Raw genomic sequence first — 14,025 nt, 5'->3', positions numbered from 1 at the left:
AGTTTATCCCCTTAGCCTCTGTGGCTTGTTCGAAATTTTCACGCTTTTGACACAAAAGGACAAAGTGCACACTCAAAAATTACCGCTTTTGCACAGGTTTCTGTCAGAAATTCTCTCGTATAGCGCGTTTTATACGTTCGATTAACCCCGGCATCGTCCCGGCCATCTGCTCGACCCGCAAATCATAACCTGATTTCAGGTCAACACGTTCCGATGCGGCATAATGAATCAATCCGACGAGGGTTGAAAATGCCGGTCCCGAATGTGCCTCCGGAATACCATTAAGGCCAGATGGACGGCCAATGCGGACCGTGCGGCCGAGCGCGCCTTGCATATGTTCCGCTGCGCCCTTCAGTTCAGCGCCGCCGCCGGTCAACACCACCTGATGCCCGGATGGACCGGAAAAGCCCAAAGTTTTCAGCGCTTGTGCGATTTCGGTGACGATGGAATCCACGCGCTGGCAGACGACGGCGTTCAACTGCGCCTTGGTGATGCGCGGTGCGTTAGCGCCGGCTTCAACGCCATTTTCATCAGGGCCAATGTCGAGCACTTCTTGATGATCACGCGGGCTGGTTAAGGCAGAGCCGTGGAAGCATTTCAGCCGTTCGGCTTGCGCCCGGCGAATACCGAAGGCCGATGCGATGTCGTCGGTAATATCAGATGCGCCCTTTTGAATGGTTTCCAGTCCGACGAGCATGCCACCGATGAAGACCGACACATTGGTCACCGCCGCGCCAAATTCGACAAGGGCGACACCAAGCTCCCGTTCTTCCGCCGTCAGGCACGCAAGGCCAGTGGCCACTGGACCAACGACGAGCGACTCAACATCAAGATGCGCCGCGCGCACCGTCATATCCATGTTCCGAACAGGCGACTGGTCCGCCAGAACGACATGGACATCAACACCAAGGCGATCGGCATGCAACCCAAAAGGGTTCGCAACACCGCCAACACCATCCAGCGAATATAATGTCGGCTGAATATGAAGCGCAATTTTGCCGCCGGTCTGAATGTTCGCACGTCCAGCCTGCAGCAATTCGTCGATATCTTCCTGCGTGATGCGATCGCCACCCAGTTCAATTTCAACCGGCGCGAGCAAGCTATCAAGCCCGCCTGCGGACATGCCCACCCACACGCGGTCGATGTTCAGCCCGGCGATCCGCTCGGCCTGTTCAACGGCATGGCGCACGGACAATTCAGCTTGTTCGACGTCCGCAATGCACCCGCGTGTCACGCCCCTGCTCTCGCGTTGGCCGGTTCCCAGTACCAGCAGCTCGCCGCTGTCGGTCAACCCGGCAATGAGTGCCGAAACTTTTGAAGAGCCAATATCAATGGCCGAAATCAGTTTTTCAACGCGTGCAGCTTTCATACTTCTCTTCCGCTGGTGGTCGACGTTGCGTCGCCGCTCTCTACTTTAACAGGTTCAACTTTGGGCGCCTTGCGGAAATATGCACGTTCGGGGTCGCGCAGGTCGAAATGGATCAGGTCGCGGCCAAGCAGCCGGTGAATGCCATCCATCCGCGCAAAATTCAGCAACGCCTCGGCCGCTGCCTTTTCACCTTCGGGCAAGGCCAATGTTTCACCGGTCTGGAACTGCAAATCCCAACGGCGATTGCCCACCCATGTTGCGCCAATCACTTGCGCTTTCAGTGCGGAGGCATTGTCGAGCAGGGTGTTGAGCGCGACAGCATGCCGGTTCGCATCAACGCCGTTCAATGTCGGCAAATCACCACCTTCGCCCGCCGCAATATTTTGCAGGACAATTCCGTTGGCATCGATCAGCGAATATTTGCCGTTGCGTTGCCAAATCGCCGCCGGCGTGCGTTCGACGATTTCAACCGCAAGCGTATCGGGCAAACGGCGCGCCACGCGGGCGTCTTTGATCCAGCCATATTTCAGTAAGTCTGCGCGGACCTTGTCGATATCGACCAACGGCATCGCACGGTCTTTTTCGGCAAGGACAAGTTGATAGACCCGAACTTGGTCCACACGTTCCATACCGGTGACTTCAACGCGCTGCACCTGAAAGCCGGCCTTTGCGGCGAGCGCTGCATATTGCTGATACGCAGCGGCCGTAACGCCGGTATATTGGGCAATGGCAAATAGCAGCACCGCAAGCGCGGTTACAAAAATCCATGTGAGCGCGCGCTGCACATCTTCTTCCGAAATCGGCAGGATGCGCATGATCCGGTCAACCCAGGATATTTGCAGCACCTTCTTGCGCGGGTTCGGCGACGATGCCTTGCGTTTTGCAGCGGGTTTTCGTGCAGCAGTCGCCATTATGCCAACGCCTCTTTTACGATCATGTCGACCAGTTGTTCATAGCTGATGCCAACGTGCCGCGCCTGTTCGGGCACGAGGCTCAGCGGCGTCATTCCGGGCTGCGTGTTGGTTTCCAGCACGAACACACCATTTTTGCCCAATTCATCGTCCCAACGGAAATCGGTGCGCGATGCCCCTTTGCAGCCCAGCAACCGGTGCGCATCCAATGCGACATCCAACATATACTGCGCAATATCCGCAGGTATTTCAGCCGGGCAAATATGCTCGGTCAGGCCGTCGGTATATTTGGCATCAAAATCGTAAAAGCCACTCTTTGGCTTCAACTCGGTAACACACAGCGCCTTATTACCCAGCACCGCGACCGTCAGTTCGCGGCCCTTGATAAAAGGTTCGGCCAGCAAAGTTTCAAATTCCTGCCAAGGCCCCTTGGCATCGCGCGAGATGGGGTTTCCGTAATTGCTGTTTTCAGTGACAATCGCCACGCCAACAGAGCTGCCTTCATTGACAGGTTTCAGCACATAAGGCCGCGGCAATGGGTCGGCGGCGAACAGGCTTTCGCTATCCACCATCGTACCCTTTGGCATCGGAATGCCAGCGGGCACCAGCCGCTGCTTCGTCAATTCCTTGTCGATGGCAATCACCGACGTCACCATGCCGCTATGGGTATATTTAATGCCCATCAGGTCGAGCATACCCTGCACCGACCCATCTTCACCCGGAACGCCATGCAACGCGTTAAACACCACATCAGGGCGCAGCGCGGCCAAAAACTGCGCAACATTGCGGTCCATGTCGACACGGCTGACCTTATAGCCCAGTTTCTCAAGCGCATCGGCCACGCCGTTGCCGCTCATCAACGACACAGGCCGTTCATTTGACCAGCCACCCATCAACACCGCTACGTGGATTTGCTCACTCATTTTGTTTCACCCACGCGTTGTATTTCCCAATGCAGGTCAATGCCTGACTTTGCCTTTACACGCTGGCGAACTTCATCGCCCAACGCCTCAATATCGGCGCTTGTCGCATCGCCTGTGTTAATCAAAAAGTTGGTATGCTTTTCCGAAACCTGCGCGCCGCCGATTTGCAATCCGCGGCATCCGGCTTCGTCAACCAGCTGCCATGCTTTATGTCCATCCGGATTTTTGAATGTCGAACCACCCGTTTTTGAACGCAGCGGCTGCGATGCTTCGCGCGCGGCGCTGATCCGGTCCATCTCGGCCTGAATGGCGTCTGACACACCCGGCACCCCCCGAAAGCGTGCACCGACCACAATGGCGCCATCGGGAAGATCCGAATGGCGATAGCTATAATGCAGCTCATCAACCGGCAAGGTCGCAAGCGCGCCATCGCGCATCACGACATCGCAATCGACCAAGATATCCTTCACCTCGCCGCCATAAGCGCCGCCATTCATGCGGACAAAGCCGCCGACCGTGCCGGGAATGGACCGCAGAAATTCAAGCCCCGAAATGCCATTGTCCCGCGCGGTTGACGATACCAATATGCCCGATGCCCCTGCCCCGCAATTTAGCGTAACTGTGTCAACAGGCGTCACTTTGGCAAAGGCTTTACCAAGGCGAACGACAACGCCCCTAACGCCGCCATCACGCACAATCAGGTTGGAGCCAAGGCCAAGCGCCATGACGGGTACCGCTGGATCAAGCTGACGCAGAAATTCTTGCAGGTCGTTGATGTCTTTGGGTTCGAAAAGATATTCCGCGCTGCCGCCCGATTTGAACCACACCAATGGCGCAAGCGGCGCATCGGCCGTCAACTTGCCTTCAACCTTTGGAAGGATATTCACGCTCATGCACGGGCTGCCTTAATGGCGTCCGCAAGTCCCGCTGCCCATTTGGTGATGTCGCCCGCGCCAAGGCAGACAACCATGTCATTTTCCTGCACCGTTTCTGCAAGCTTCACTGCAAGCGCCTGCGCATCGGCGATGGTCGCCGCCGAACGGTGCCCGCGTGCCTTTATGCCGTTCACGAGCGCTTCGGAATCAATACCCTCAATAGGCGCTTCGCCTGCGGCGTAGACGGGCGAAATGAACACCATATCGGCATCGTTAAACGCCTGTTGGAAATCATCCATATGGTCGCGCAGGCGGGTGAAGCGATGTGGCTGTGCCACGGCAATTACGCGGCCCTGCGCGCCTTCGCGTGCGGCAGACAGAACCGCGCGGATTTCAACGGGGTGATGGCCATAGTCGTCGATTATGGTCACGCCATCAACTTCGCCAACCTTGGTAAAGCGCCGTTTGACACCACCAAATTTGTCAAAGCCATGCGCGACCGCTTCATCGCTCATGCCCATTTCAAGGCCGACCGCGATGGCAGACAAAGCATTTTGCACATTATGCCGTCCGGGCATTGGCAAGACGACGCCCTCTATCGTGCGTTGCGATCCGTCGCGCGCGCGGACAACGACATCAAAGCGGTTGCCACCGGGAAACGACGTAACATTTTCGCCGCGAATGTCGGCCTGCGCCGAAAAACCGTAAGTGATAATCCGGCGATCGCGGATCTTGGGCAAGATTGCCTGAACCTCTGGATGGTCGAGGCACATGATTGCCGCGCCATAAAAAGGGACGTTTTCGACAAATTCGACAAAGGCGCGTTTGATGGCATCAAAATCGCCATAATGGTCAAGATGCTCTGGATCGATATTGGTGACAACCGCCAGCGTACCGTCAAGACGCAGGAAGCTGCCGTCGCTTTCGTCGGCCTCAACAACCATCCAGTCACTCGCACCCAGACGCGCGTTTGAACCATAGCTGTTGATGATACCGCCGTTAATTACGGTGGGGTCAATGCCGCCATGATCGAGCATCGCGGCAATCATGGACGTCGTCGTTGTTTTGCCATGCGTCCCTGCCACGGCAACGGTGTTCTTCAACCGCATCAGCTCGGCCAGCATCTCTGCGCGGCGCACCAGCGGAATGCGGCGTTCAAGCGCAGCATCGCGTTCGGGATTGCCTTTTTTGACCGCAGTCGACGTCACCACAACAGCCGCATCGCCAAGATTATCCGCGCTATGCCCGATCATCACCTTGATCCCACGCTTGCGCAGGCCATCGACAACATAGCTGTCGGCAATGTCGCTGCCCTGCACCTGATAGCCAAGATTGTGCATGACCTCGGCAATGCCGGACATGCCGATGCCGCCAATGCCGACAAAGTGGACGATGCCAATATCCGTTGGGACACCCTTCATGATATGCTCTTTCGTGCGAGTGCGGGTGCGGCACCAAAGGATGCCGATGTGTCGGGCTTTGTGGTCAAGCCATGCATGATTGGCGCGCGACCAAAGGATTCCACAAGGTCCGCCAAATCGGCAACCGCGTTGGGACGACCACAGCTTTTCGCTGCCTTTGCCGCATTTTCGAGCGCGCCGGGTTCAAGTGCAATTTTCTCTATTTGCTTGGCGAGTTCAACCGCGGTGAAGGCTGGCTGCGCAATCGCGCGCGCACCGCCGGCTGCGACCATTTCTTTGACGTTATAGCTTTGGTGATCATCGGTCGCGCTTGGCAGTGGCACCAAAATCGCTGGACGTCCGGCGCAGGTCAGTTCGGACACCGTTGATGCCCCCGCACGTCCGATGACCATATGCGCCCAGCCCAAACGTTCGGGCAGGTCCGGCAGATAGGTTGCAAGCTCTGCCGGAATGTCATGTGCGGCATATGCCTGACGGACCGTCTCAATATCTTCTTCGCGGCACTGCTGCGTAACCTGAAGACGGCGGCGCAAATCCAGCGGCAGACGCGCAAGGCCATCGGGGACAATGTCGGACAATATGGTCGCGCCCTGGCTTCCCCCCGTCACAAGCACCCGGAAAATGCCGTCGGCCAAAAGCGGCGGATAGGGCTCATCTCGCAGCGCCAAGACGTCTTCGCGCACCGGATTTCCAACCAGATGCACCTTGCTGGCATAACGCGGCGACAGCCGCAGCACGTCGGGATAGGCCGTCGCAATAGCGTTCACCTGCCGCGCGGTGAATCGGTTCACACGGCCGAGCACGGCATTTTGTTCATGAATGATCGTCGGAATTTTTTCGGCAAATGCACCCAACAAGGCGGGGAATGCCGGATATCCGCCAAAGCCGACAACGGCCGTTGGTTCAAAGCTGGCGTACAAGCGCCGCGCCATCGTGCGACCTTGCGCGATAGCCCGCATGCCGGGCAGCCAGCTGCGCGGGCTTTTCGTGATACGGCCTGCGGGCAAAATATGCGTTGCCATCTGTTCCGGGCAGCCCGGAATTTTCGCACCGCGCGCGTCGGTTATCAAAGCAACATGGTGGCCTCTATTCAGAAGTTCCTGCCCCAGCGCGAACGCAGGGATAAGATGCCCCCCTGTGCCGCCAGCGGCCAACACATAATGCCGAGAAATCGTCATGGACGCTATCCCTTCACCATATATATCGACCGGTCAAGATAAGGGTTTCGCTTCGTCAGGGCGAGGATGAGACCGCAGGTTACCGACAGCGCCAAAATGGACGATCCACCGTAACTGATAAATGGCAAGGTCATGCCCTTTGACGGAAATACGCCAAGGTTCACGGCCATGTTGATCATCGCCTGACCAATGAATTGCGCGCCAAGCCCGGTCACGGCCAGAACCACAAACTGGTCTTTTTCATCCAGCAAGCGAATGATGATGCGGACCAATATGGCGAAATATAAAATGGCGATAAGCATGCACGCCAACAGACCGAATTCTTCCCCAATGACGGAGAAGATATAATCGGTATGCCCTTCAGGCAGCGAATATTTCTTGATACCAAGGCCTGGGCCAAGACCAAAGAAACCACCATTGGTCAATGTTGCCATCGCCATTTTGTCATGGGTGAGCCCTTCGGTTCCGAAAATCCATGCATCGATACGCTGCGTTGCGACCGGATAGAAATTATAGGCCAGCACGATAAACACCACGCCGCTGATGATTAACGCCCACAGCCGTGATGCCGGGACGCCGGATACCATCATAAACGCAAACCATGTGCCCATGAACAAGATGGTCTGGCCAAGGTCAGGCTGCAACAACAAGAGGACGCAGACAAAACCCGTCACGATGCTGCTTAAGAAAAGTACCGGCAAGCTAGGGTCTTTCAAACGCCAGCTAATAATCCATGCCATTGCAACGGCGTAAAAGGGCTTCAGAAATTCGGAAGGCTGAAGCCCCGCAAAACCCCCACCAATCCAGCGTTGCGACCCGTTCACTTCGCGGCCAATGATCGGAACCAGCGCCAGCAGCACAAAGAAAACGCAAAAGAAAAACACCCCAAAGCGGCGTGCCTGTTCGCGCGGATACATCGATATCAGAAGCATCAATGGTACCCCGACCATCACCCACATCAGTTGCCGGTAAAAGAAATATAAAGACGACAATTGCGTTGTGGACGACGACAGGCGCTGCGCACCCGCAGGTGAGGCCGCAGCAACCGCCAACAATCCTATCGCGATCAACACCATCATCAAGGACAGCAGCACACGGTCAAGTTCCCAGAACCACACGCCAAGCGGCGATCGGTCGCCGCGGCCAAGCCGGTTCGCAAAACCGATTTTGCCGGTCTTTGCGGCCAGGACCCACGGAACTTCTTTAGGTTCGCCGTTCATAGTGCCTCAACAATCGCCCGGAACGCATCACCGCGCGCCTCAAAATCTTTGAACTGGTCGAACGACGCGCAAGCGGGCGACAGCATGATAACATCGCCTGGTTCGGCCTGGGCGGCGGCGGAACAGACCGCAGTGCCCATCATTTCGCTACGCTCGACCGGCATATAAGGTGACAGCAGTTCGTGAAACAATGGTCCGGCCTCACCAATGGTATAGGCTTTCACGACATGGCCGAAATTGGGAATGCACTCATCCAAATTATCTGATTTCGGCAGACCGCCAACAATCCAGTGAATGCGCGGATAGGCGGCCAACGCGGGTGCGGTAGATGCGGCATTGGTGGCTTTGCTGTCATTGACGAACAAGACGCCATTGCGTTCGGCAACAACCTCCATCCGGTGTGCAAGACCCTGATATGTCGCCATTGCCGGGCGCCATTGCGCCTCCGTCAGCCCGAGCGATTCCACCAGCGCGATGGCGACGGCAATATTCTGCAGATTATGGGGGCCTTGCAACGTCGGCCAATCCGCCTGCCCCGTAACCGAAGCCGCATCTGCCAAATGGACCAAATCCGCGCCACGCCGCGCCAGCACATCGCGATACACCTGCTCGGTATCGGCGTCGCCTTTACCAAACACGGAATGTGTATTTCCGGTCTGCATGTCGAATAGGCGCGCCTTGGAGGCGACATAGCCGGCATAGCCATCATAGCGGTCCAAATGATCGGGCGACAGGTTGATCAGCGCCGCCGCATCGCACGACAGGGAATGGGTAATGTCGATTTGGTAGCTGGAAAGCTCCAACACATAAACGCCGCCTGCTGGCAACGGCGCCTGTGACAAAATTGGCAAGCCAATGTTGCCGCCCATGCGAACGGGCAAACCAGCGCTTTCCAAAATATGGTGGACCAAGGCGGTCGTCGTCGATTTCCCGTTTGTGCCGGTAATGCCAACGACATGGTGCGGCGGCAGGCTTGGCCGCGCCATTGCGAATAATTCAATATCACCGATCAGCGACAGGCCTTCGGCCTTTGCCTTGTCCGCTATGGGATGGCGGTTGATGGGCACGCCGGGCGACACAACAATCGCATCATAGCCCGACAGGTCCGCCAGCAACGGATCGCCAATATTCGCAATATCGGCAATTCTGGCCCGTGCGCCTTCGTCATTATCCCATGCAAGGATTTCCGCCCCGCCCGCAACAAGCGACCGCGCAGCTGCAAGGCCGGAGCGCGCAAGCCCCAGTATCGCAAACTTACGGTCTTTGAAGGCGGGTGTTGTAATCATCTGAGCTTGAGCGTTGATAGACCTGCAAGCGCGAGTACGAAAGCGACAATCCAAAAACGGATAACAACGGTTGGTTCCGACCAGCCAAGCTGTTCAAAATGATGGTGGATGGGTGCCATGCGGAAGATGCGCTTTCCGGTGCGTTTGAACCAGAATACCTGAATGATGACCGACAGCGCCTCAATCACGAAAAGGCCGCCGATGATGGCGAGCACGAATTCATGATGTGCGACAACGGCGATGGCGCCCAATGTGCCACCCAAGGCAAGGCTACCGGTATCGCCCATGAACACTGCAGCAGGCGGCGCGTTGAACCACAGGAACGCCAGACCAGCGCCTACGATTGCGCCGCACAACATCGCAAGATCGCCAGCGCCCAAGTAAAAGGGGATACCCAAATAAGCCGCATATTTGGCGTTACCGACCATGTAGACGATGATCATGAACGCGACTGACGCGATAATCACGGGCATGGTGGCCAATCCGTCAAGACCATCGGTCAGGTTCACCGCATTGCCAAAGGACACGATGACAAACGCGCCAAAGGGCACATACCACCAACCCAGATCAACAACGGGGCCATTGACGAAGGGCAAATACAACATGCCACCCGATTGCGAGACAATCAGCGATACCGCAACGCCCGCAATCGCAAACTCCATAAGCAACCGGACCCTGCCTGAAACGCCCTTGTGACTGCGCTTTTTGACCTTGTCATAATCGTCAAGGAACCCGACGGTGCCAAAGCCTGCGGTGACCAGCAGACACGCCCAAACATACACATTGGTCAGGTCCATCCACAGCAGCATAGAAATACCGACCGACACCAATATCATCAGGCCGCCCATGGTCGGCGTGCCGACCTTGGCGAGGTGGGATTGCGGGCCATCGCTGCGAATGGGCTGGCCCTTGCCCTGACGGACACGCAGCATGCTGATGAAGCGCGGACCGATCAGAAGACCGATAATCAGCGCGGTGGCAACGGCTGCCCCCGAACGGAAACTGAGATAGCGGATAAGGTTCAAAATACCGGGAAAACCAAGATATTCGGCCAATATATATAGCATTAGTTTTTCCCACCCGTCAGCGCGCTGACGATGGAGGAAAGTCCCATACTGTTGGAACCTTTGACCAATATCGTGTCTGATGCGCAAAGATAATTTTGCAGAAGGGCCAATGCCTCCTGCGCGGTCGCGCAATGCGCGAAATTGGCTGGCCCCTCAACCCCTGCCTTCAACTCTTCGGCGAGAATTTCCATCTCTTGACCGACGAGCAGTGCAAAATCCACCTTTGCCGCCGCCAAGGGTGCGGCGAGTTCGCTATGATATTGCGCACTTTTGACACCAAGTTCTTTCATCGAACCCAAAACGGCAATCCGGCGGCCGCCGGATGCTTGCCCCAATTGGCCAATCGTCGCCAGCATCGATGCAGGGTTGGCGTTGTAGCTTTCGTCAATAAGATGGCCGGTACCATCACCAATGCGAATAACATGACGCGCGCCGCGCCCAGCAAGACCGCCCATTTCCGCCATGGCAAGCCCTGCCGAAGCCAGATCGCCGCCGGCTGCGGAAACTGCGGCCAAAACCGCCATGCTGTTGCCAATCCAATGCTCTCCGGGCTGCGACAACGTAAAGGACAGCATATTCTCGCGCACTTTTGCGGTGATCAGCGTGCCGCCCTCTGCAGGCATATGGTCGACCACGTGGACATCGGCATCCGCGCTAAAGCCAAAGGTCATGATATTGCCGGTATATTTTTCGGCCGCCGCACGAAGCCGCGCATAATGAGGACTATCGGCGGGCAGGATGGCCGTGCCACCGTCGGCCAAGCCTTCAAATATCTCCGCCTTGGCATCTGCAATGCCGCTCTCATCCTTGAAAAATTCGATATGCGCCGGGGCAATGGTGGTGATAATCGCGACGTCAGGACGCACAATCTTGCTGAGCGCCCGCATTTCACCGGCATGGTTCATGCCCATTTCGAAAACGCCAAAGTCGCAGTCAGCGGGCATGCGCGCGAGGCTAAGCGGTACGCCGACATGATTGTTATAGCTTTTGACCGACCGGTGCGCGCGCCCGCGTGAATAGCGGTCCAGCGCGGCATAGAGCGCTTCTTTCGTCCCCGTTTTACCCGCAGATCCCGTTACGCCGATAATCTTGGCCTTGGTCCGTGCGCGTGACGCATGGCCAAGTGCCTCAAGCGCCTGCATCGTGTCGCTGACCAGAATATGCGGGAAAGGCACGGGCTGCGACACAATCGCGCCGGCGGCACCATTGGCAAATGCTGTTTCGATGAACCGATGCCCGTCCGTCTCGGCACCCTTGAGCGCAAAGAACAAATCCCCAGCGCCGATTTCGCGGGAGTCGAACGCAACGCCATGGACGTCAAAATGTCCCGCAGCCGTCCCGCCGGTCGCGGCGAGCAATTCTTCAAAAGTCCATAAGGGCGTCATGCTGCGCATTCCCGCGCCACTTCGACATCGTCAAACGGTAAAACGCGGCCCATGATGATCTGCCCTTGTTCGTGCCCCTTGCCCGCGATCAGGACGATATCATCGGGTTCGGCATGTTCGATGGCAAAGGCAATAGCATAGCGCCGGTCGCCAATTTCATGCGCGCCGGGCGCGCCCGCCATGATATCCGCACGAATAAGCGATGGATCTTCGCTACGCGGATTATCGTCCGTCACGATCACGACGTCGGAATCGGCAACCGCAACCGCGCCCATTTCCGGACGTTTTCCGGTGTCGCGGTCCCCACCGGCGCCAAAGACGGTAATCAGCTTGCCCTTTGTATGCGGACGCAATGCCGCGATTGCCGCGCGCAAGCCATCGGGCGTGTGCGCATAATCGACATAGACGGGTGCGCCGCTTTTGGTGATAACGGCGCGCTCCAGTCGGCCACGGACGGGCTGCAACCGCGCGAGATGTGACAGCAGGCTTTCCACGTCGCCGCCACTTGCCATCACAATGCCTGCGGCGACAAGCGCGTTGGCGGCTTGATAGGCACCGATCAGCGGCAGTTTCACTTTGTACACGTCGCCCTGAATCCGCAGCTCAAGCGTCTGGCCAAGCTGCGTGGCTTCGCGCGAGAGCAGTTGCACGCCCTTGCCCTTTTCACCCACGGTAATCATCCGCAGGTCGCGCTTGCGCGCCCGTGCAATGACTTGGTCCGACCAGACATCATCTGCCCAGATAACGGCGCAGCCATTTTCATCGACCACCTCGTCGAACAAACGCATCTTTGCGTCGAAATAGCGTTCCATCGTGCCATGATAATCCAGGTGATCGCGGCTCAAATTCGTGAATGCAGCGACCGAAACCCGAACGCCTTCGCTGCGATATTGGGAGAGGCCGTGGCTGGATGCTTCAAATATCGCGTGGCTTATGCCTTCGCGGGCCAGACCGGACATGTTCGCAAGAAAGGTCACAATATCGGGCGTTGTCAGGCCGGTGGTTGTTTGGTCTGACGCCGTCGTAATGCCCAATGTGCCGATCGACGCGGCATTATGCCCCGCCATGCGCCACAGCTGGCGGGTGAGTTCGGCGGTTGATGTCTTGCCATTTGTGCCCGTGACGGCGGCAATCTGCCCGGGAAAGGGACGGAAATAGTTGGCCGCCAGTTGGGCAAAGGCGCGGCGCGGCTCCGCATCGGCGATATGCAATGCGCCTGTGACCTGTGCCTCGGGACGCGCGACGATAGCGACCGCACCGGCGGCAATCGCGGCATCGATGAAATCTTCACCGTTGAAACTGGCACCCTCAAAGGCACCAAAAACCGTTCCGGGCGCAATCTTCCGATGGTCGATGGCAAAGCCGGTCACTGTTCTGTCGGCAAATGCCGGATCGGCATCGCTTACCAATTGCCCGAGCTTCACTATTGTTCTCCCTTCGCCTTCCACAATAAAGGCATCAGTTCCGATACATCAACATCGCGTTTCACGTCAGGGATAATTCCCAGCAACGGACCGATGCGCGTAATCGTCTTCCGCACCACGGGCGCTGCGGTATAGCCTGCCGTCCGTTGAAAGCTTGATGCTTCTGTGCCCTGTGGCTCATCCAGCATGACCAGCACCACATAACGCGGGTTATCCATCGGGAAAGCTGCCGCAAAGGTCGAAACAACCAGCGTACGGTTATAGCCGCCAACGCCGGGTTTTTCGGCCGAACCTGTCTTGCCGCCCACGCGATAGCCCAAGGCGTCGGCTTTGTTGCCCGTGCCGTCGACGACGATCATGCGCATCAATTGGCGCATCCGTGCGCTGGTCGCCGCGGTAAAGACGCGCTTGCCGGGGATTTTGGCATCCGATTTCGTCTTGAACATCGTCGCCGGGCGGTAAATGCCGCCATTGACCATCGCAGCATATGCGCTGGCCAAATGCATGGGCGTCACCGCGATACCATGCCCGAATCCAACCGTCATATTGGTCAGGCGATCCCATGATTTGGGATATAGCGGCATGGCCTTTTCTGCCAATTCGATGTCGGGACGCGCATTAAAATGCATAGTGCGCAACATGGCATCCATACGGGCAGCGCCCAATTTGTCGGAAATTTGTGCGGTCACAATATTCGAACTGTGAATCAACGCATCTGGCGTATTCATCCAGCGGTTCGACGGATGCGAATCCCGAATTTTAAACCGCCCGAATTGCAGCGGCTTGGTCGCGTCATACCGAACCGAAAGGTCGCGCACGGTGCCTGCGTCCAATGCAGCAGCCACGGTCAGCGGCTTAAAGGTGGAGCCAAGCTCATAGACACGGTTCGTGACGTTGTTCGTTTGCCGCGAAATGGGATAGCGGCCATCGACAATCGGCTGTCCAAGGTCCGGAATATTTGCGAAC

Annotated in this window: 12 protein-coding genes; all 12 read right to left on the bottom strand. The window is 57.1% G+C overall.

The window, feature by feature from the left end; all coding sequences use genetic code 11:
• Nucleotides 1–103: 103 nt before the first annotated feature.
• Nucleotides 104–1,369, bottom strand: a complete 1,266-nt coding sequence (gene ftsA / locus ACIQ5B_RS00350; RefSeq protein ID WP_397597270.1) for a cell division protein FtsA — start codon at nucleotides 1,367–1,369, stop codon at nucleotides 104–106.
• The gene (locus ACIQ5B_RS00345; protein WP_397597269.1) at nucleotides 1,366–2,280 is read right to left on the bottom strand and encodes a cell division protein FtsQ/DivIB; all 915 of its coding nucleotides are present in this window, start codon (nucleotides 2,278–2,280) and stop codon (nucleotides 1,366–1,368) included. Before ACIQ5B_RS00345 ends, ftsA begins: the two co-directional genes overlap by 4 nt.
• Entirely contained in the window at nucleotides 2,280–3,203 is a 924-nt protein-coding gene (locus ACIQ5B_RS00340; protein ID WP_397597268.1) for a D-alanine--D-alanine ligase, read from the bottom strand. The genes ACIQ5B_RS00345 and ACIQ5B_RS00340 overlap by 1 nt, the downstream gene beginning before the upstream one ends.
• Nucleotides 3,200–4,096 carry a UDP-N-acetylmuramate dehydrogenase gene (gene murB, locus ACIQ5B_RS00335; protein ID WP_397597267.1) on the bottom strand — a complete coding sequence of 299 codons (897 nt, stop codon included), beginning with the start codon at nucleotides 4,094–4,096 and terminating at the stop codon, nucleotides 3,200–3,202. The genes ACIQ5B_RS00340 and murB overlap by 4 nt, the downstream gene beginning before the upstream one ends.
• Nucleotides 4,093–5,499, bottom strand: a complete 1,407-nt coding sequence (gene murC, locus ACIQ5B_RS00330; RefSeq protein WP_397597266.1) for a UDP-N-acetylmuramate--L-alanine ligase — start codon at nucleotides 5,497–5,499, stop codon at nucleotides 4,093–4,095. The genes murB and murC overlap by 4 nt, the downstream gene beginning before the upstream one ends.
• Nucleotides 5,496–6,677 carry an undecaprenyldiphospho-muramoylpentapeptide beta-N-acetylglucosaminyltransferase gene (gene murG, locus ACIQ5B_RS00325; RefSeq protein WP_397597265.1) on the bottom strand — a complete coding sequence of 394 codons (1,182 nt, stop codon included), beginning with the start codon at nucleotides 6,675–6,677 and terminating at the stop codon, nucleotides 5,496–5,498. Before murG ends, murC begins: the two co-directional genes overlap by 4 nt.
• A 5-nt stretch (nucleotides 6,678–6,682) precedes the next feature.
• Nucleotides 6,683–7,897: an FtsW/RodA/SpoVE family cell cycle protein gene (locus ACIQ5B_RS00320; protein WP_397597264.1), complete on the bottom strand. Its 1,215-nt coding sequence runs from the start codon at nucleotides 7,895–7,897 to the stop codon at nucleotides 6,683–6,685.
• Nucleotides 7,894–9,183, bottom strand: a complete 1,290-nt coding sequence (gene murD, locus ACIQ5B_RS00315) for a UDP-N-acetylmuramoyl-L-alanine--D-glutamate ligase (protein ID WP_397597263.1) — start codon at nucleotides 9,181–9,183, stop codon at nucleotides 7,894–7,896. The genes ACIQ5B_RS00320 and murD overlap by 4 nt, the downstream gene beginning before the upstream one ends.
• Nucleotides 9,180–10,250, bottom strand: a complete 1,071-nt coding sequence (gene mraY, locus ACIQ5B_RS00310) for a phospho-N-acetylmuramoyl-pentapeptide-transferase (RefSeq protein ID WP_397597262.1) — start codon at nucleotides 10,248–10,250, stop codon at nucleotides 9,180–9,182. Before mraY ends, murD begins: the two co-directional genes overlap by 4 nt.
• Nucleotides 10,250–11,635 carry a UDP-N-acetylmuramoyl-tripeptide--D-alanyl-D-alanine ligase gene (gene murF, locus ACIQ5B_RS00305; protein WP_397597261.1) on the bottom strand — a complete coding sequence of 462 codons (1,386 nt, stop codon included), beginning with the start codon at nucleotides 11,633–11,635 and terminating at the stop codon, nucleotides 10,250–10,252. Before murF ends, mraY begins: the two co-directional genes overlap by 1 nt.
• Complete coding sequence (locus ACIQ5B_RS00300) at nucleotides 11,632–13,059, bottom strand: UDP-N-acetylmuramoyl-L-alanyl-D-glutamate--2,6-diaminopimelate ligase (RefSeq protein WP_397597260.1); 1,428 nt, start codon at nucleotides 13,057–13,059, stop codon at nucleotides 11,632–11,634. The genes murF and ACIQ5B_RS00300 overlap by 4 nt, the downstream gene beginning before the upstream one ends.
• Nucleotides 13,059–14,025, bottom strand: a 967-nt coding sequence (locus ACIQ5B_RS00295; protein ID WP_397597259.1) for a penicillin-binding transpeptidase domain-containing protein, incomplete at its 5' end; no start/stop codon positions are given. The genes ACIQ5B_RS00295 and ACIQ5B_RS00300, both read right to left, overlap by 1 nt.

The organism is Sphingorhabdus sp. (assembly GCF_044374345.1).
Classification (GTDB): Bacteria; Pseudomonadota; Alphaproteobacteria; order Sphingomonadales; family Sphingomonadaceae; genus Sphingorhabdus_B.
The sequence above is the reverse complement of the archived record's forward strand: the minus strand, read 5'-3'. Positions and strand labels throughout refer to the sequence as shown.

Excerpts from the sequence above, each read along its gene's own strand:
- murD (WP_397597263.1), bottom strand. The coding sequence starts at position 9,183 with ATGATTACAACACCCGCCTTCAAAGACCGTAAGTTTGCGATACTGGGG.
- murF (WP_397597261.1), bottom strand. The coding sequence starts at position 11,635 with ATGACGCCCTTATGGACTTTTGAAGAATTGCTCGCCGCGACCGGCGGG.
- murC (WP_397597266.1), bottom strand. The coding sequence starts at position 5,499 with ATGAAGGGTGTCCCAACGGATATTGGCATCGTCCACTTTGTCGGCATT.
- mraY (WP_397597262.1), bottom strand. The coding sequence starts at position 10,250 with ATGCTATATATATTGGCCGAATATCTTGGTTTTCCCGGTATTTTGAAC.
- ftsA (WP_397597270.1), bottom strand. The coding sequence starts at position 1,369 with ATGAAAGCTGCACGCGTTGAAAAACTGATTTCGGCCATTGATATTGGC.
- ACIQ5B_RS00345 (WP_397597269.1), bottom strand. The coding sequence starts at position 2,280 with ATGGCGACTGCTGCACGAAAACCCGCTGCAAAACGCAAGGCATCGTCG.
- murG (WP_397597265.1), bottom strand. The coding sequence starts at position 6,677 with ATGACGATTTCTCGGCATTATGTGTTGGCCGCTGGCGGCACAGGGGGG.
- ACIQ5B_RS00320 (WP_397597264.1), bottom strand. The coding sequence starts at position 7,897 with ATGAACGGCGAACCTAAAGAAGTTCCGTGGGTCCTGGCCGCAAAGACC.
- murB (WP_397597267.1), bottom strand. The coding sequence starts at position 4,096 with ATGAGCGTGAATATCCTTCCAAAGGTTGAAGGCAAGTTGACGGCCGAT.
- ACIQ5B_RS00340 (WP_397597268.1), bottom strand. The coding sequence starts at position 3,203 with ATGAGTGAGCAAATCCACGTAGCGGTGTTGATGGGTGGCTGGTCAAAT.